This window comes from Achromobacter sp. JD-1 (assembly GCF_038594925.1).
GTDB lineage: Bacteria > Pseudomonadota > Gammaproteobacteria > Burkholderiales > Burkholderiaceae_B > Achromobacter > Achromobacter spanius_C.
The window spans coordinates 24,810-42,407 of record NZ_JBCGCS010000034.1; the positions used below are offsets into that span (position 1 = coordinate 24,810).

General features: G+C 64.1%; 13 protein-coding genes. 6 read left to right on the forward strand and 7 right to left on the reverse strand.

The features are described 5' to 3' along the window. Positions 1-12: 12 nt before the first annotated feature. Positions 13-900 carry a LysR family transcriptional regulator gene (locus WBR68_RS29675; protein WP_230696030.1) on the reverse strand — a complete coding sequence of 296 codons (888 nt, stop codon included), beginning with the start codon at positions 898-900 and terminating at the stop codon, positions 13-15. A gap of 197 nt (positions 901-1,097) precedes the next feature. Here WBR68_RS29675 and WBR68_RS29680 point away from each other — a divergent pair, with 197 nt between their 5' ends. Further along, positions 1,098-2,756 carry a GMC family oxidoreductase gene (locus tag WBR68_RS29680; protein WP_230696031.1) on the forward strand — a complete coding sequence of 553 codons (1,659 nt, stop codon included), beginning with the start codon at positions 1,098-1,100 and terminating at the stop codon, positions 2,754-2,756. Between the two features lie 75 nt (positions 2,757-2,831). Here WBR68_RS29680 and cfa read toward each other — a convergent pair whose 3' ends face one another. Beyond that, positions 2,832-4,019: a cyclopropane fatty acyl phospholipid synthase gene (gene cfa / locus WBR68_RS29685; protein ID WP_230696032.1), complete on the reverse strand. Its 1,188-nt coding sequence runs from the start codon at positions 4,017-4,019 to the stop codon at positions 2,832-2,834. A gap of 12 nt (positions 4,020-4,031) precedes the next feature. Further along, complete coding sequence (locus WBR68_RS29690; protein ID WP_230696033.1) at positions 4,032-4,259, reverse strand: hypothetical protein; 228 nt, start codon at positions 4,257-4,259, stop codon at positions 4,032-4,034. An 83-nt stretch (positions 4,260-4,342) separates the two neighbouring features. On the opposite strand from WBR68_RS29690, the gene WBR68_RS29695 reads away from it, so the two are divergent. From WBR68_RS29695 to greB, 3 genes are all read left to right on the forward strand, one after another. Then, positions 4,343-5,275 carry an alpha/beta fold hydrolase gene (locus WBR68_RS29695; protein WP_370641291.1) on the forward strand — a complete coding sequence of 311 codons (933 nt, stop codon included), beginning with the start codon at positions 4,343-4,345 and terminating at the stop codon, positions 5,273-5,275. Positions 5,276-5,345: 70 nt separating this feature from the next. Beyond that, the gene (locus WBR68_RS29700) at positions 5,346-6,191 is read left to right on the forward strand and encodes a 3',5'-nucleoside bisphosphate phosphatase (protein ID WP_230696034.1); all 846 of its coding nucleotides are present in this window, start codon (positions 5,346-5,348) and stop codon (positions 6,189-6,191) included. A gap of 73 nt (positions 6,192-6,264) precedes the next feature. After that, a complete protein-coding gene (gene greB, locus WBR68_RS29705) occupies positions 6,265-6,813 on the forward strand; it encodes a transcription elongation factor GreB (protein WP_230696035.1) in 549 nt (182 codons plus the stop codon). Positions 6,814-7,155: 342 nt separating this feature from the next. On the opposite strand, the gene WBR68_RS29710 is transcribed toward greB, so the two are convergent. The 3 genes from WBR68_RS29710 to WBR68_RS29720 all read right to left on the reverse strand — a co-directional run bounded on the left by WBR68_RS29710 (position 7,156) and on the right by WBR68_RS29720 (position 10,094). Then, positions 7,156-8,184, reverse strand: coding sequence for a DctP family TRAP transporter solute-binding subunit (locus WBR68_RS29710; protein ID WP_127184897.1), 1,029 nt, complete (start codon positions 8,182-8,184; stop codon positions 7,156-7,158). Between the two features lie 81 nt (positions 8,185-8,265). After that, on the reverse strand, positions 8,266-9,564 hold the full coding sequence (locus tag WBR68_RS29715) for a TRAP transporter large permease (RefSeq protein WP_230696036.1): 1,299 nt from the start codon (positions 9,562-9,564) through the stop codon (positions 8,266-8,268). Continuing rightward, on the reverse strand, positions 9,561-10,094 hold the full coding sequence (locus tag WBR68_RS29720; RefSeq protein ID WP_050449505.1) for a TRAP transporter small permease: 534 nt from the start codon (positions 10,092-10,094) through the stop codon (positions 9,561-9,563). Before WBR68_RS29720 ends, WBR68_RS29715 begins: the two co-directional genes overlap by 4 nt. Positions 10,095-10,447: 353 nt before the next feature. Between WBR68_RS29720 and purL the strand changes: the two genes are divergently transcribed. Then, positions 10,448-14,497, forward strand: a complete 4,050-nt coding sequence (purL, locus tag WBR68_RS29725; RefSeq protein ID WP_230696037.1) for a phosphoribosylformylglycinamidine synthase — start codon at positions 10,448-10,450, stop codon at positions 14,495-14,497. A gap of 33 nt (positions 14,498-14,530) precedes the next feature. On the opposite strand, the gene WBR68_RS29730 is transcribed toward purL, so the two are convergent. After that, a complete protein-coding gene (locus tag WBR68_RS29730) occupies positions 14,531-15,439 on the reverse strand; it encodes a LysR substrate-binding domain-containing protein (RefSeq protein ID WP_230696038.1) in 909 nt (302 codons plus the stop codon). 291 nt (positions 15,440-15,730) lie between these two features. On the opposite strand from WBR68_RS29730, the gene WBR68_RS29735 reads away from it, so the two are divergent. Then, positions 15,731-17,359, forward strand: coding sequence for a methyl-accepting chemotaxis protein (locus tag WBR68_RS29735; RefSeq protein WP_230696039.1), 1,629 nt, complete (start codon positions 15,731-15,733; stop codon positions 17,357-17,359). Positions 17,360-17,598: the final 239 nt, after the last annotated feature.

Consider the following 17,598-nt stretch of genomic DNA (forward strand, 5'->3'; position numbering starts at 1 on the left):
GCGTAACCGTCCTTAGCCGAACGCCGCCCTGACGGCGGCGAAGGCGGCCCCCACCAAAGGGTCGCCTTGGCGGGCGGCCTGGGTAATGAAAGACAGCTCGGCCGGGATGGCCAGGCTGGGCAGCAGCAACAAGCCATTGGCCTGCGATTCACGCAGCGCAATCGAATCGCGCACCAAGGATAGCCCCACGCCGGATCGCACCAGGTCCAGCATGGACGCTTCCTGATCCACTTCTGCCACCGCGTTGGGCGCGATGCCCAGCGCGTCGAACTTGGCCGCCAGCAAGCGGTGGTGCACGGAATCCGGCGGGGTCCAGATCCAGGGCAGGGCGGCAATCTCTTGCCAGCCTCGGCCGGCCACCTGCGCGCCCCAGCCCTTGGGCGCCACCACGTAATAGGTAAACGACGCCAGCGGCAAGACTTCCAGCAAGGGGGCGCCGCCCGTTGCGCCTGCCGGCCCCAAATAGAAACCCACGTCCAAATCACCCGCCCGCACCTGCCGGCCGACGGACCCTGACATGCCATGGCGCAGCGTGGGTCGGATTTTCGGATAGTGCTCCACCAGGTATTGCAGCGTGGCGCCCAGGCGCAGGAACTCCGGGTCCAGGATGGTGCCGATGCGCAGTTCGCCTTGCACCGTGTCGCGCAAGGCGCCAATGGCGCGTTGGAAATCTTCCATGGCGTCCAGAATGCGCAGCGCGGACGGCAGCAGCGCGCGTCCATCCGCATTGGGCGCCAGCCCCTGCGCCGTGCGCGCGAAGAGCGTCAGGTCCAGCGATTCCTGGAAGTTTTTCAATTGCAGGCTTAGCGCGGGCTGGGTCACATGCAGGTGTTCCGCCGCGCGCGTCAGGTTGCCTTCCCGCGCCACGGCGGCAAAGGTGCGGATGTGCTTCAAGTCCATGGTGCTGTCCGTCCCGAAATGGGGGTGAGCATTATTAAAGATGCTTATAAACCGAATTTCAACTTTTCATTGGACAGTTGGGGGCGGCTGCGCCAGAGTCATGGCAGACGCGGGGTCACGGCTGGCGATGCACAGCAAGTCATGCCCCGCAAACCAATAAAAAGCAGATAACAAGTGCTTATGGAGACATACGGTTGATGGAGACATACGATTTCGTCATCGTGGGCGCGGGTTCGGCCGGCTGCGTGCTGGCCAACCGTTTAAGCCAGGACCCCAACACGAAAGTGCTGCTGCTGGAAGCCGGGGGCCGTGACAACTACCACTGGATCCACATCCCCGTGGGCTACCTGTATTGCATCGGCAACCCGCGCACCGACTGGATGTACCGCACGGTCAAGGAAGCCGGGCTGGGCGGGCGTTCCCTGATTTATCCGCGCGGCCGGGTGCTGGGCGGATGCTCGTCGATCAACGGCATGATCTACATGCGCGGTCAGCGTGAAGACTACGAGGACTGGGCCTCGCTGTCCGGCGACCCAGGCTGGGGCTGGGACCAGGTGCTGCCGGTCTTCAAGCGCAGCGAAGACTATCACCGTGGCGCCGACGAATTCCATGGCGCGGGCGGGGAATGGCGGGTCGAGGCGCAACGGCTGCGCTGGGACATCCTGGAAGCCTTTGCCGCCGCCGCCGAACAAGAGGGCATCCCCCGGATTCAGGACTTCAACCGGGGCGACAATTTCGGCAGCGGCTATTTTGAAGTGAACCAGCGTAGCGGGTGGCGCTGGAACACGGCCAAGGCATTCTTGCGGCCGGTGATGAAGCGGCCCAATCTGCACGTGATGACGGGCGCGCAGGCCGAGCAACTGGTGTTCGAGGGCAAGCGTTGCGTGGGCGTGCAGGTGCGGCTGGAAGGCAAGGGCAAAGAGCGGGGCACGCCGCGGACGATTACCGTGCGCGCTCGCCGTGAAGTCGTCATGGCGGCGGGCGCCGTCAACACCCCGCATCTGCTTGAATTGTCGGGTGTCGGCGAACCCGCGCGCCTGCGTGAAAGCGGCATTGGTTTGCGCCACGCCTTGCCTGGCGTGGGCGAAAACCTGCAAGACCATCTGCAATTGCGCGTCATCCTGAAGGTCAATGGCGTGAAGACGCTGAATCGCATCGCCGGGTCGTGGCTGGGTAAGGCCGGCATCGGGCTGGAATACCTGCTGCGCCGACGCGGGCCAATGAGCATGGCGCCGTCGCAGTTGGGCGCGTTTGCCAAGTCGGACCCTGGCCAGGCGCGCGCCAATGTGGAATTCCATGTGCAGCCTTTATCGCTGGGGGCGTTTGGCGAACCGCTGCACGCTTTTGACGCCTTCACGGCTAGCGTGTGCAACTTGCGGCCTACCTCGCGCGGCAGCGTGCATGCGCAAGGGGCGGCGGGCACGCCCGATGGCGCGGCGCCCGTCATCGCGGCCAATTACCTGAGCACGGAAGCCGACATCCAGGTGGCGGCGGATTCCATCCGGCTGGTGCGGCGCATTGCCGCCGCGCCCGCCTTGCAGCGTTATCAGCCCGAGGAATGGTTGCCCGGTCCCGACTATCAGACGGACGAGCAATTGCGCGAGGCGGCCGGCAAGATCGGCACCACCATCTTCCATCCGGTGGGCACCTGCGCCATGGGCAAGAACGCGGACAGCGGCGCGGTGGTGGACGCGAGGCTTAGGGTGTTCGGGCTGGAAGGGCTGCGCATTGCGGACGCCTCGGTGATGCCGCTGATTACCTCGGGCAACACCAATTCGCCCACCATCATGATCGCGGAGCGCGCGGCCGACATGATCCTGGAAGACGCGCGAGCAGAATCGCGGGCAGACGCGTAGGAAAGCCCGCGCCGGGCGCGTCCTTGATGTCTCTTGGACGCGCCGCGTGATTTGAATGGATTTGAATGCGTGCGCTCAGCGCAGCGAGCGGTATACGTCCGGGCGTTGCGGGTGCGTCAGGATCACTTGCCAGAGCTGGCCTTCGCGTGACCGGAAGAAACCCGCGCAACACATCAGATAGTATTTCCACATGCGGTAAAAGCGCGTGCCATAGCGTGCCTGCAAGGCTGGCCAGGCGCGCTCAAAGCGGTCCCACCAGGCCATCAGCGTGCGGTCGTAGTCGGTGCCGAAGTTGTGCCAGTCTTCGATGATGAAGCGGTGTTCAACGGCCGTGGCGATTTCACGCGCGGACGGCAGCTTGCCGTTGGGGAACACGTAGCGGTCAATCCACGGGTCGGTGCTTTGGCTGGTGGCCGCGATACCGATCGTGTGCAAGAGGAAGATGCCGTCCGGCGCCATCAGGCGTTGCACGTTGTTGAAGTAGGTGTCGTAGTTCTTGGGGCCGACGTGTTCAAACATGCCCACCGATACGACCTTGTCGAAGCTGCCTTGCAGGTCGCGATAGTCTTGCAGCAGCAGTTGCACCGGCAAGCCCTTGACCCGTTCCTGCGCCAGCGCCAACTGTTCCTTGGACACCGTCACGCCCGTGACGGTCACGCCGTAGTTCTCGGCCGCGAACTTGGCCAGCCCACCCCAGCCGCAGCCAATGTCCAGCAGCGTCTCGCCGGGCTTGAGCTGCAGCTTGCGGCAGATCATGTCCAGCTTGGTCAGTTGGGCGTCTTCCAGCGTCTGGGCGTTTTCCCAGTACGCGCAGGAATAGATCATGCGGCTGTCCAGCATGGCTTCGAACACGTCGTTGCCGGCGTCGTAATGCTGTTCGCCCACTTCAAAGGCGCGGTGCTTGGATTGCAGGTTGAACAGCTTGTGGCGCAGGTGCTCGGCAATCAGCTTGATGCGCGCCACGCCCAGCGCGGCCGAGCCCATGTCGGCACGCAGCAGGCGGGTGAAGAGTTCGTCCAGTTGTTCGCAGTCCCATTCCCCGTCCATATAGGACTCGCCAAGGCCCAGCGACCAACTGGCAAAGACGCGCTCGTACATGTGCTTGTCATGCACCTGGATGTCCCAGGGGCGTGTGCCGTTGATTTGCACGTCGGCCCGGGACAGCACGTCCTGCAGCACTTTCGGTGGTTCGGGGGGAGGGGGGCTGACGTCGGGCGACGAGTGGTCAGCGGTTAGCGGAGAGACAGGACTGCTTTGCTGCATACGGACTCCATATCAATTTTGGGATGACTGATCTGGCAATGCCTGAAGCTCATAACTCTCGCCCCAACCGGCGGCCGATTCCAATTTAATGATTGGATCGGCCTGATAGCTAACGGCAATTCCGTACCGCCGCGACAAGGGGGCGCCGATGAGAATGGGGTGATCGTAGCGAGGCGCGGGCGCAGTGTCCAGCACGGGGCGCGGCGTCAGAATTGCACCCGGCCGCGCCGCCGTCGTCATGCGATTGTCCGGCTGACGCGATTACACTAGTGCGCCCTGGTGGGCCGCCGTTGCGGCGCCCGCCGATACGTGGAGTGATTAGTTTGGACGCCAGCCTGCAACCCCGCTTGGAATTCGTCACCTGCGCCAGCCCGGCCGGCTTGCATCGCATGGCCTACTGGGAATGGGGCGACCCCGCCAACGATCAAGTGCTGCTGTGCGTACACGGGCTGACCCGAAGCGGGCGCGATTTCGACGTGCTGGCGCGCCGGTTGGCCGGTCGCTACCGCGTGGTGTGCCCCGACGTGGTGGGCCGAGGCCGCTCTGACTGGCTGGTCAACCCCGCGTTCTACACGGTGCCGCAGTACGTGTCCGACATGGTGACGCTGATTGCGCGCTTGCAGCCCGCCACGCTGGCCTGGGTGGGCACGTCGATGGGCGGCTTGATCGCCATGGCGCTGTCCGGCGCCGCGGTGTTCGCCACCGCCATGCAGGCCATGCGCCCGCATGCGGGCATGCTGCCCCCCGACCACGGCATCCGGCTGAACAAGCTGGTGCTGAACGATGTGGGGCCGCGCCTGGAAACCGGCGCCTTGTCGCGCATCGGCCAATACGTGGGCCAGCCGGGCGAGTTTGCCTCGTTCGAGGAAGCGGTGGCCACTATGCGCGCGAATTCCGAGACTTTCGGACCGCACACCGACGCGCAATGGGCGGACCTGGCCCAGTACCTGTACCCGGAATTCGGCGGCAAATGGGTCAAGCACTACGACCTGGCGCTGGCCCAGGCGCTGGCCGCGCAAACGCCGGAAGAGCTGGCGGCGGGTGAAGAGATTCTGTGGCGGTCCTACGACGCCGTGCCGTGCCCCATCCTGATCGTGCGCGGTGAAAAGTCCGACCTGCTGACGCCGGCCACCGTGGACGAAATGCTGAAACGCAATCCACGCGCCCAAGCGCTGGAAGTCCCGGGGGTGGGGCATGCGCCGACCTTGATCGCGGACAGCCAGGTGGAGCCGGTCGCAGCGTTTCTGCTGGGCTGAACGTCCGCGGGGCGATTAGGGGGACGCCCCGGCGCTATTCAGGGTGCCGGGGCTTCTCTACAATAGCCCGATGAAATCGCCCACCCTGAACATTGATCTGCACTGCCATTCCACTGTGTCCGACGGCGCGCTGGCGCCTCGCGACGTGGCGCAGCGCGCGCACGCCAACGGCGTCGACGTCTGGGCATTGACGGATCACGACGAAGTGGGCGGCCTGGCCGAAGCTGCCAGCGCGGCGCAAGACCTGGGCATGCGGTTTTCCCCCGGCGTTGAAATCTCGGTCACGTGGGCGGGCCTGACGGTACACATCGTGGGCCTGCAATTTGATCCGGGGAACGCTGACTTGGTCGCGGGCTTGCGCAAGACCCGATCGGGCCGCGCCGAACGCGCCAAGCGCATCGGTGATCGTCTTGCGGACATGGGCATGCCTGGCGCCTACGAAGGCGCGCTGCCCTTTGCCGGCAACCCTGAATTGATCAGCCGCACCCACTTTGCGCGTTATCTTGTCGAGGCGGGTTATTGCCCCGACGTGCAAACCGTATTCACCAAACATTTGGGTGACGACCGCCCCGGCCACGTGCCCATGCAATGGGCCACGCTGGCCGAAGCAGTGGGCTGGATCCGTGGCGCGGGCGGCCGCGCGGTCATCGCGCACCCGGGCCGTTATAAATACACGCCGCTGCAATTCGCCGCGCTGTTCGATGAATTCTTGCAGTTGGGCGGCGAGGGCATCGAAGTCACCACCGGCAGCCACACCGTGGAAGAAGCCCGCCAGTATGCCGAGGTGGCGCGCCGCTATGGCTTCCTGGCGTCGCGCGGATCAGACTTCCACAGCCCCAAGGAAAGCCGCATCGACCTGGGCCGCCTACCGTCGCTGCCGTCCGACCTGAAGCCGGTCTGGCACGACTGGTTCTGACGCGGGCGGTCACCAACGCCGCCCATCCTGCAAGCCATTGATATTGGGATCGCGCCACTGCGGCGCAGCCGCTATGAACAAAGCCTTTGTTAAAGAGTCCGACAACGAGGACGACGACGACCTGCCGCAAGCCCAAGCCTTGCCCGTGGGCACCAAGAACTACATGACCCCCGAAGGCTACGAACGCCTGCGCGCCGAACTGACGCACCTGATGAACGTAGAGCGCCCGTCGGTAGTGCAGGTGGTGTCGTGGGCAGCCTCCAACGGCGACCGTTCCGAAAACGGCGACTATCTCTACGGCAAGAAACGCCTGCGCGAAATCGACCGCCGCATGCGCTTTTTGACCAAGCGCCTGGACATCGCCGAAGTGGTCGACCCCGCCTTGCAACCCAACCGCGATCAGGTCTTCTTCGGCGCCACGGTGTTGTACAGCGACAAGGCTGGCGAAGACCACACCGTCACCATCGTCGGCGTCGACGAAGCCGAGCCCCTGGCCGGAAAAATCAGCTGGATTTCCCCCGTCGCCCGCGCGCTGATCAAAGCAAGAGAAGGCGACACGGTAGTGCTGCGAACCCCCGGCGGAATAGAAGAGCTGGACATCATGGAAGTGCGATACCCGTAGGATCGCCTTGGGATACCCGTAGGATGGGTGAAGCGCGAGAATCCTTAAACAAGAACAAAGCCCTACAACGCGCGCAACCCATCAAGCAGCGGTGGAGTTTTTAACGGCAGCAGCCATAAAGCCACCTCCGCCCGATGGGTTACGCGCGATCCGCATCCGATTCCTTTTGGAATGCATCCCGCGCTTCACCCATCCTACGAGTCCGCAAAGGAAACAGGCGCCAGCTTTTGGCTGGCGCCTGTTTGGTTGGGAGGGCTCTGACGTCCCTGCCTCGGTTTGGCGGCTTGCGCCGTCGTTCCCCTGGGGCTTGCTGCTAAATCAATATCTTCTCAACAACCTTCTTCACTGCTTGCGCGCAGCGATGGATTTTTCGGCCATGTTGACCAGGTCTTCGCCGATCTGCTTCTTCCACTTGTCGTAAACCGGCTTCGTGGTCTTCACGAACGCCTCGTGTTCCGCTTTCGACAAGGACGTCACCGTCACGCCGTGGCCTTCGATTTCCTTCAGCAGCGACGGGTCGCTGGGCGTGACGCCCTTGCGTGCAATCACGATCTGCTGCTTGCCGGCATCCAGCGCGGCCTGGCGCACGATGTCGCGGTCCTTTTCCGACCAGGAATTCCACACCTCGCGGTTCACCACGAAGATCAGCGGATCGGCCACATAATTCCACAGCGTCAAATACTTCTGGCCCACCGTATACAACTTGGAACCCGTGTAGATCGACAGCGGATTTTCCTGCCCATCCACCGCACCGCTGGCCAGCGCCGGTTGCGCATCGGCCCAGCTCATCTGCGTGGGGTTCGCGCCCAAAGCCGTGAACGTGTCGATGTACAGCGGCGAGCCCACCACGCGCAGCTTCATGCCCTTCATGTCGGCGGGCGATTTCACTTCGCGCTTGGAATTGCTCAGTTGGCGATAGCCGTTTTCCCCCCAGGCCAGCGGCACCACGCCGGCTTTTTCGATCAGCTTGAACATCTCGCGGCCCACGTCGCCTTGCACCAGCGCGTCGATGGCAGCGTAGTCGGGCATCAGGAAGGGCAGCGAAAACAGGTTCAACTGCTTGACCTGCGGCGACCAGTTGATGGTGGACCCCACGGCCATGTCGATCACGCCTTGGCGGATGGCGGTGAATTCGCGCGTCTGGTCGCCCTGCACCAGCGACGTGCCCGGATACACCTTGATGTTGATGCGGCCATCGGTGCGCTCGCGCACCAGCTTGGACCAGATTTCCGCGCCCTGGCCCCACGGGAACGTCGTGCCCACCACGATGGACAGCTTGTATTCGGACTTGTAGTTCTGCGCGTGCGCGGGCGTCATGCCGACCACGGCGGCGGCGCACAACGCGGCGCCAATCAGGTTGCGGAAGTTCATACGATGTCTCCTCTCTTTGCGAGTGTGTCTGTTGTTGTAATCAAGATCGCTACGGACTTGCTTTCGCTTCAATAATCCAAATCAATAACCCAATTTCCCCGGCAGCCACAGCGCCAGTTGCGGGAACAGCAGCACCGCCACCAGCACCAAAAACATGGAGCCCAGCAGCCACACTACCCACCGCACCGTGGACTCCATGGGCACGCGTGCAATGCGGCACGACACCATCAGGTTCACGGCCAGCGGCGGGGTGAATTGGCCCAGCGCCACCTTCAAGGTCAGCACCACGCCGAACCACACCGGATCCCAGCCGTAGGCATTGGCAATCGGCATCAGCAGCGGCACGAAAATCAAAAAGATCGAAATGCCGTCCAGGAACATGCCCACCGTCATCAGCAGCAGAACCAATAACGACAGCACGCCCCATTCGCCCAAGCCGGAATTGACGATGGCGTTGGTGATCGGGTCAATCACGCTCAGCGTGGACAACGCCCACGCAAAGATGCCGGCCAACGTCACCACCAGCATGATCACGGCGGACAGTTCGGCCGCTTCGCGCAAGATGGTGTAAAGGTCGCGCAGCTTGATGGTGCGGTGAATGAAACCGCCCACGAACAAGCCGTAGAACACGGCCACCACTGCCGCCTCGGTGGGCGTGAACCAGCCCAGCCGCATGCCGCCCAGAATCAACACCGGCGCCGCCAAGCCCCATGAAGCATCGCGAAAGCTTGCCCAGAAGGGCGGGCGCGGCAGGTGGGATTCCAGCGCGCCCATCTTGTATTTGCGCGATAGCCACACGGCGGGAACGATCAGTGCAAAGCCTGCCAGCAGACCGGGAATCATGCCGGCGGCAAACAGCGCCGGCACCGACGCGCCGGGCACCAGCACCGAATAGATGATGAACGCCACCGACGGCGGAATCAGGATGTCGGTGGCCGCGCCCGCCGCCACTACAGACGCCGAGAACGAACCCGGATAGCCCGCGCGCGACATGGCGGTGATCATCACCGCGCCCACCGCCGCCGCGCAGGCCGGGCCAGAACCCGAAATACCGCCCAGGAACATGGCTACCGCAATCGACACCAGCGGCAGCATGCCCGGACCACGGCCCACGATGGCAATCGCAAAATCCACCAGGCGCTTGGCTACGCCCGACCGGTCAAAGATGGAGCCGACCAGCACGAACATGGGGATGGCCAGCAGCGGGTACTTGGCCAGCCCCGCATAAAAGTTCTGCGGCACGGCCAACAAGCCATACCAGGGCGTGTCCAGGTTGGACAGCACGATGGCGATGGTGCCGCCGATGCCCAGCGCCACGCCCACCGGCACCCCGATCAACATCAGGACGACAAAGACAATGAACAGCAGCGACACAATCATGGCTTGCCCGCGCTTTGCAGAAGGCGGCGGATGATGCCCAAGGTGCGCAACGAGATTGCCGCTGCCATCACTGGCAACCAGATCGAATACCACCAGGTCGGCACGCCGATGGCGGGAGACGTTTCTTCGTAGATGAATTCGTCTGACACCAGCTTCACCGACAGCACGGTCAGCAGCACGAAGAACGCCAGCACGCAGCTGTTGGCAATCAAGGCCATGATGCGCTGGCGGCGCGCTGACCCCGAGTCGGCCAGGATTTCAATGCGGATATGGTGGTTGCGCACAAAGGCCACGCTGCCGCCCGCCATGGTCAACACGATCAGCAGGAACACCGAGATTTCTTCGGTCCAGGCAAACGACTGGTCCGTGAAATAGCGCACCAGCACGTTGGCGAAGGTGATCAGCGCCAGCGTGGCCAGCAGAATCACGGCCAGCCATTCTTCGATGGCCAGCGGCACCTTTACGGCGGGATCGGGTTCAACGGGGATGATCGGTTCGACGGGCTCGACGGAGGCTTCAGGGCGGGACATGGGTGCGACGACGGCTTGGGCGCTGGGGCCCGCTTTATGAATTGGGTCGCTGCATCCTACCGTCGCCCTCGGGGCGCGGGTGTTCGTGTTTTCCCGTGGTGCGGGGCGACAACAACATGTTGCATTGCGTCAGACGGGGCGGCGTAGCGTTGGGAAGACTCTGGAAATTCCGCGATGACAACAGGGCTTCAGTAAAATATTGCTATGCACCATCCTGGCGCGTTCGCATCAGAATTCTTTTGTAACACTAGGGAAAACAAGGGCTTTGCAAGCTTCTTGAATAACGGCTCCGGGAAAACCCCCTAAACAGGTAAAATCCCGTTTTGCTCCCATCCTTATACGGCGCCCGCATCGTGTCCCTAGTTCAGCATCTGCCTGGTTCCTCCGTCCTGTCCTCCTTTCGTCGCGATCGCCTGTTGGCGCAACTAAAGGAAGCCGGCCTGCCGGTGGCCGACATCTCCGCTCGCTACGAGCACTTCGTCAGCACCGACGCCGCCTTGACGGCCGAACAGCAGCAACACCTGACCCAACTGCTGGATTACGGCACGCCCAGCACGGCCGACGCGCCGGCCAAGAGCCTGTCGCTGCTGGTCATTCCGCGCCTGGGCACCATTTCCCCCTGGGCCAGCAAGGCCACCGACATCGCCCACAACTGTGGCTTGTCGTCGGTACACCGCATTGAACGCGGCGTGCGCTATGTGATCACTCCCGAACGCGGTCTGCTCGGCACCAAGTCGTTTGACGACGCCATGCTGGCGCGCGCGGCCGACTGCCTGCACGACCGCATGACCGAAACCGTGGTCGACGCCAGCTTCGACGGCCAGGCGCTGTTCCAGACGCTGGCCGGCAAGCCCATGCGCACCGTCGGCGTTCAGGCCGAAGGCGTCAAGGCACTGGCCGAAGCCAACGTGTCGCTGGGCCTGGCCCTGTCGGAAGACGAAATCGAATACCTGGCCAAGTCCTTCACCGACCTGGGGCGCGACCCCACCGACGTGGAACTGATGATGTTCGCGCAGGCCAATAGCGAACACTGCCGCCACAAGATCTTCAACGCCGAATGGGTCATCGACGGCCAGTCGCAGCCCAACACGCTGTTCGGCATGATCCGCGCCACGCACAAGGCGCAGCCGGAAGGCACCGTCGTGGCTTACTCGGACAACGCCGCCATCATGGCCGGCGGCCCCGCGCAGCGCTTCCAGGCCGGCGTGCCTGGCGTGACGGGCGAGGGCGCCGACGGCGCCAAGTACATCCGCCGCGACACCACCGTGCACACCTTGATGAAGGTGGAAACCCACAACCACCCGACCGCCATCGCCCCTTTCCCGGGCGCGTCCACCGGCGCGGGCGGCGAAATCCGCGACGAAGGCGCTACCGGCCGTGGCTCCAAGCCCAAGGCCGGCCTGACCGGTTTCACCGTGTCGCACCTGCGTTTCGACGACGCGCTGCAACCCTGGGAAGCCGACCACCACGGCCTGCCCGAGCGCATCGCCTCGCCCTTGTCCATCATGATCGACGGCCCCATCGGCGGCGCGGCGTTCAACAACGAATTCGGCCGGCCCAACCTGCTGGGCTACTTCCGTTCGTTCGAGCAGACCGCCGGCGGCACGCGCTGGGGCTATCACAAGCCCATCATGATCGCGGGCGGCCTGGGCAGCATTGACGCGGGCCTGACCCACAAAGACGTGATTCCCCCCGGCGCGCTGCTGATCCAACTGGGCGGCCCGGGCTTCCGTATCGGCATGGGCGGCGGCGCCGCCTCCAGCATCAGCATGGGCAGCAACTCGGCCGAACTGGACTTTGATTCCGTCCAGCGCGGCAACCCGGAAATCGAACGCCGCGCGCAAGAAGTCATCGACCGCTGCTGGCAGCAGGCCGAGAACAACCCCATCATCGCCATCCACGACGTGGGCGCGGGCGGCTTGTCCAATGCCTTCCCGGAATTGGTCAACGACGCCGGCCGTGGCGCCATCTTTGACTTGAAGCGCGTGCCGCTGGAAGAGTCGGGCCTGTCGCCCGCTGAAATCTGGAGCAATGAGTCGCAGGAACGCTATGTTCTGTCGATTCTGCCGAAAGACCTGGAACGCTTTGACGCCATCGCCCGCCGCGAACGCTGCCCGTACGCGGTGGTGGGCGTGGCCACCGAAGAACGCCAACTGCGCGTGGTCGACGGCGAGGGCCTGCCCGGCCTGGACACGATCCGCCCGCAAGGCGACGCCGAAGTGCGTCCCGTGGACGTGCCGATCGACGTCATCCTGGGCAAGCCGCCGCGCATGACGCGCGACGTGCGCCGCCTGCCTGGCGTGTCCGCGCCGCTGGATCTGGCCGGCATCGACCTGACCGAAGCCGCTTACCGCGTGCTGCGTCACCCCACCGTCGCCAACAAGTCCTTCCTGATCACCATCGGCGACCGCACCGTGGGCGGGTTGTCCAGCCGCGACCAGATGGTCGGCCCGTGGCAAGTGCCGGTGGCTGACTGCGCCGTGACGCTGGCCGACTACGAAGGCTTCCGTGGCGAAGCCATGTCCATGGGTGAACGCACCCCCATCGCCATGCTCGACGCCCCGGCGTCCGGCCGCATGGCCGTGGCCGAAGCGCTGACCAACCTGGCCGCCGCCGACGTGGCGCGCCTGGAAGACATCAAGCTGTCTGCCAACTGGATGGCCGCTTGCGGCGTGGATGGCCAGGACGCCGCGCTGTATGACACCGTGTCCGCCGTCAGCGAACTGTGCCAGGCCACCGGCCTGTCCATTCCGGTGGGCAAGGATTCCTTGTCGATGAAGACGTCCTGGGAGCAGGACGGCGAGCAGCGTCAGGTGGTGGCGCCGGTGTCGCTGGTGGTGACGGCGTTTGCGCCCGTTGCCGACGTGCGCGCCAGCCTGACCCCGCAACTGCGCACCGACGCGGGCGACAGCGTGCTGATTTTGATTGACCTGGGCCGTGGCCGTCACCGCATGGGTGGTTCCATCCTGGCGCAGACGTACAACCAGATTGGCGAAACCGTGCCGGACATCGACGCGCCGCAAGACCTGCGCGCGTTCTTCATCACGATCCGCACGCTGGCCGAAGCCGGCACCATCCTGGCCTACCACGACCGTTCCGACGGCGGCCTGTTCGCCACGCTGACCGAAATGGCCTTCGCCGGCCGCACCGGCGTGTCCGTGAACCTGGACATGCTGACCTTCGATCCGCAGTCGGCGGATTGGGGCGACTACAAGATCCGCCCGGATCAAGTGAAGGTGCAACGCGAAGAACTGACGCTGAAGGCGCTGTTCTCGGAAGAAGCGGGCGCCGTCATCCAGGTGCCGGCCTCGCAACGCGATGCCGTCATGCAAGTGCTGCGTGGTGCCGGCCTGTCGGCTCACTCCCACGTCATTGGCGGCTTGAACGGTGCCGACGAAGTCGAGTTCTATCGCGATGGCAAGAAGGTTTGGGGCCAGCCGCGCGCTGAACTGGGCCGCGCCTGGAGCGAAGTGTCCTACCGCATCATGGCCCGCCGCGACAACCCGGCGTGCGCGCAAGCCGAGCTTGACGTCTGGAACGATACGACCGACCCCGGCATGAGCCCGAACGTGTCCTTCGACCCGCAAGAAGACATTGCCGCGCCCTTCATCAACACCGGCAAGCGTCCGCGCGTGGCCATCCTGCGCGAGCAGGGTTGCAACAGCCAGGTGGAAATGGCCTGGGCCTTCGATACCTCGGGCTTCGAAGCCATCGACGTGCACATGACCGACCTCTTGGCCGGTCGCGTGGACCTGGCGCAGATGCAAGGCCTGGTGGCCGTGGGCGGTTTCAGCTACGGCGACGTGCTGGGCGCCGGCGAAGGTTGGGCGCGCACCATCCGCTTCAACAGCCAGTTGTCGGACCAGTTCGCCGCGTACTTCGCGCGTCCGGATACGTTCGCGCTGGGTGTGTGCAACGGCTGCCAGATGATGGCCGCCTTGGCCCCGATGATTCCGGGCGCCGAGCACTGGCCGCGCTTCACGCGCAACCAATCGGAAAAGTACGAAGCGCGCCTGTCGATGGTGGAAGTGGCCAAGTCGCCGTCCATCTTCTTTGCCGGCATGGAAGGCGCCCGTATTCCGGTGGCCGTGGCCCACGGCGAAGGCTATGCCGACTTCTCGCAGCAGGGCGACGCCAGCCGCGTGCTGGCCGCCGCGCGCTACATCGACAACCGTGGACTAGCCACCGAAGCCTACCCGTTCAACCCGAACGGCAGCCCCGGCGGCCTGACTTCCGTCACCACGGCTGATGGCCGCTTCACGGTCTTGATGCCGCACCCCGAGCGCGTGACTCGCAACGTCATGATGTCTTGGGCGCCCGAGAAATGGGGCAACGCAGACAAGGGCGGCGCGTACAGCCCCTGGATGCGCATCTTCCGCAACGCGCGCGTCTGGCTGAAGTAAGTCATCCAGACACGCGGGCGGTAAGTCAGTCCGTCAAGGCGAAGCCGTGTGCAGGTCGGCGGCTTCGCGTTCAAACTGCGTCGACAGCTCTTCCGCCGCTGGCGTCAACGGCTGCGCGGTGCGTTGAATCAGGCCGATCACATAACTGGGCAGGGGCTCGGCAATGGGCACGATGTCCAGTTGCTCGCGCCACAGATCGGTGGTGATCAACGCGGTGGGCAGCAAGGCCATGCGGTCGCTGTTCGCCACCAGCGCGGCCGTGTCGATCAAGCCATCCGTCTGCATGTCCACACACGGCGTACCCAGGCCGGCATGGCTGAACACGGGGTAGACCGACGCGCCCGGCTGCCCGGGCGGCCCTGCCACCGCGAAGACGGTATCGCGTAGGTCATGCAGGCTGCGCGCCTGGCGCAACGGGTGGTCGCGACGTGCGGCCACCACCAAAGGGCTGGTCAACAGCACACGGGCCTTGAGTTGCGGGTCGGTTTCGTCCGCGTTCAGCGAACAAATGGCGAAATCCAGTTGGCCCTCGCGCAGCAGGGGGGTCAAGGTGTGGTACAGGCCGCTGCGGCAGTTGAGTTCCACTTCGGGGTAGCGCTGTCGGAAGCGCTGAATGGCGGACGTGGACAGCAATACGGATGCTGCCGCCGAGATGCCGTACTGCACGGTGCCCAGGCGGTCACCGCGCATCTGCGCCATGGTGTCCCGGGCGCGCTTGGTTTCGTGAACCAGGTGTTGGGCGTGGGGCAGAAACCGCTTGCCGTAGTCGTTGGGCCGCATGCCTTTGGCGTGCCGGTCAAACAAGGGCAATCCCAGCGTTCGTTCCAGCCGCCGCAAGGACTTGGTTAATGCCGGTTGGGTCTGCCCGGTGGCCCGGGCTGCTGCGTGCACGCTGCCATGTTGCGTGACGGCAAGAAAGTCGAATACTTGCTGCAACTTCATCTTGATGCCTCCCCGTAATTGCTCAGCCGATCTGGCTGAAAGGTCCCCGGCTGCTCGCATCTGAATTGCCGACCGACCGTAGTTCATACTTTTCAAGGCCGCAAGCAGGGGTGGGGGGGAGTAGGGGCTGCGGATCACGCACATCCAGCAACGGCGCGCCTTGCGAGGCGATTGACGTCGCGCCGTGAAGCGCCTTGTCAAACTTTTGTAACGCACTGAGATATTTAACCTTTCGTTGCAAGATGCCGTTAACCGGGGGAGCGTACTGCAACCTCCTGGAGTGGCCTTTTCATGTTCAAGAATTTAAGTATCCGCGCAATCCTGACCACCGCCTTGGGGGTCTTCTTCGCGCTTTTCCTGCTGACCGGCGTGGCCGTGCATCAGCAACTGACGTCCAATCGCACGTCCATCGAATTGCTGCTCGACACCAACCTGGTTCGCGCGAATGCCGTGGATGGCGCCGGCGCCGAACTGCTGCGCGCCCGCCTGGTGTTGTTGGCCGCGCAAAGCGCGCTGCTGGAAGGAAAGTCCATCGACAACATGGCCAGCATGCAACGTCTGGATGGCTACACGAAGAAGGCATCTGATTTGATAGAGATCGCGCGCAAGCAGCCCGAGACGTCGGCACAAGGTAAGCCGCTGTTCGACGCCGCCTTGGCCGCTTACGACGTCTATCAGCGCGATGCGATCACGCCGATGGTGGCGGCGATACGCGCCGGCAAGCCGCAAGATGCCAGCCGCCTGAACCTTGAAAAAGTCACGCCGCTGGGCATTGCGTTTACGCAGGCGATCAAGAGTTACGTGGACTACGCCGATGACGTTGGCCAGCGCGTGGCGCGTGATGCATCCACCAGCATCAACAGCGCGATCATCCTGCTGATTTGTCTGCTGGTGGTGGTGGCGGTGTTGGTGGTGAGCTTGTACGCGATCTTTGCGCGGTCGGTGTTCCGTCCGCTGCACGAGGCGGGCCGCTTGTTCGACCGTATCGCCGGCGGTGACCTCAGCAATCGCATCGAGCAGCGCGGTGACAACGAAATCGGCGTGCTGTACGCCGCCGTCAAGCGCATGCAGGACAGCCTGGCCCGCACCGTGTCGGCCGTGCGTCTGGGTGTGGAAGAGATCCACACCGGTTCGCGCGAAATCGCGGCGGGCAACATCGACCTGTCATCGCGCACCGAGCAGCAGGCGGCATCGTTGGAAGAAACCGCCGCCAGCATGGACGAGCTGTCGTCCACGGTGAAGAACAACGCCGATAGCTCGCGCAGTGCCTCGCAGTTGGCGACGGCGGCGTCCGAAGTGGCCACGCGCGGCGGCAAGGCCGTGGGCGATGTGGTGGGCACCATGCGCGGCATTGCGGATAGCTCCAAGCGCATCGCGGATATTGTGGGCGTGATCGACGGGATTGCATTCCAGACCAACATCCTGGCGCTGAACGCGGCCGTGGAAGCGGCGCGGGCCGGCGAGCAAGGCAAGGGCTTTGCGGTGGTGGCCAGCGAAGTGCGCGCCCTGGCGCAACGCAGCGGGCAGGCGGCCAAAGAGATCAAGGGGCTGATCGACGAGTCGGTGCAGAAGGTGTCGATCGGGTCGGATCAGGTGGAAGCCGCGGGCGCGACGATGCAGGAAATCGTGACATCGGTACGCCGCGTGACGGACATCATCAACGAGATTTCCAGCGCATCGGAAGAGCAGTCGCAGGGGATCCAGCAGGTGAATCAGGCGGTGTCGCAGATGGACAGCGTGACGCAGCAGAATGCGGCGCTGGTCGAGCAGGCCGCGGCGTCGGCGGCATCGTTGGAGGCGCAGGCGCAGCAGTTGCGCGAGGCGGTGGCGGTGTTCAAGTTGCAGGCCGGCGGGCAGGTGATTGATGCGGAGGCGCCGGGTTTGGGGCGGGGTGCAGAGCCGGTGATGATTGGGGGGTGATGTAGGATGAGTGCAGCGCGTGCGGGCGTTCAGCTGAAAGAAAATCCCGATCGCGCGAAACCCATCATCGGCTGTGAAGGCATGGCCGGAATTGCTGATTAATCACCGCTGCTTGATGGGTTACGCGCGATTTGCGGTGGGGCTCTTCTGTCCACTTTCGCGGGGACTGTCAGAAATTTTGTGTTCTAGGCGTTGTTCTGACGTTGCATCATTTACTCGCTGGCCCACTGGGCGTTGGT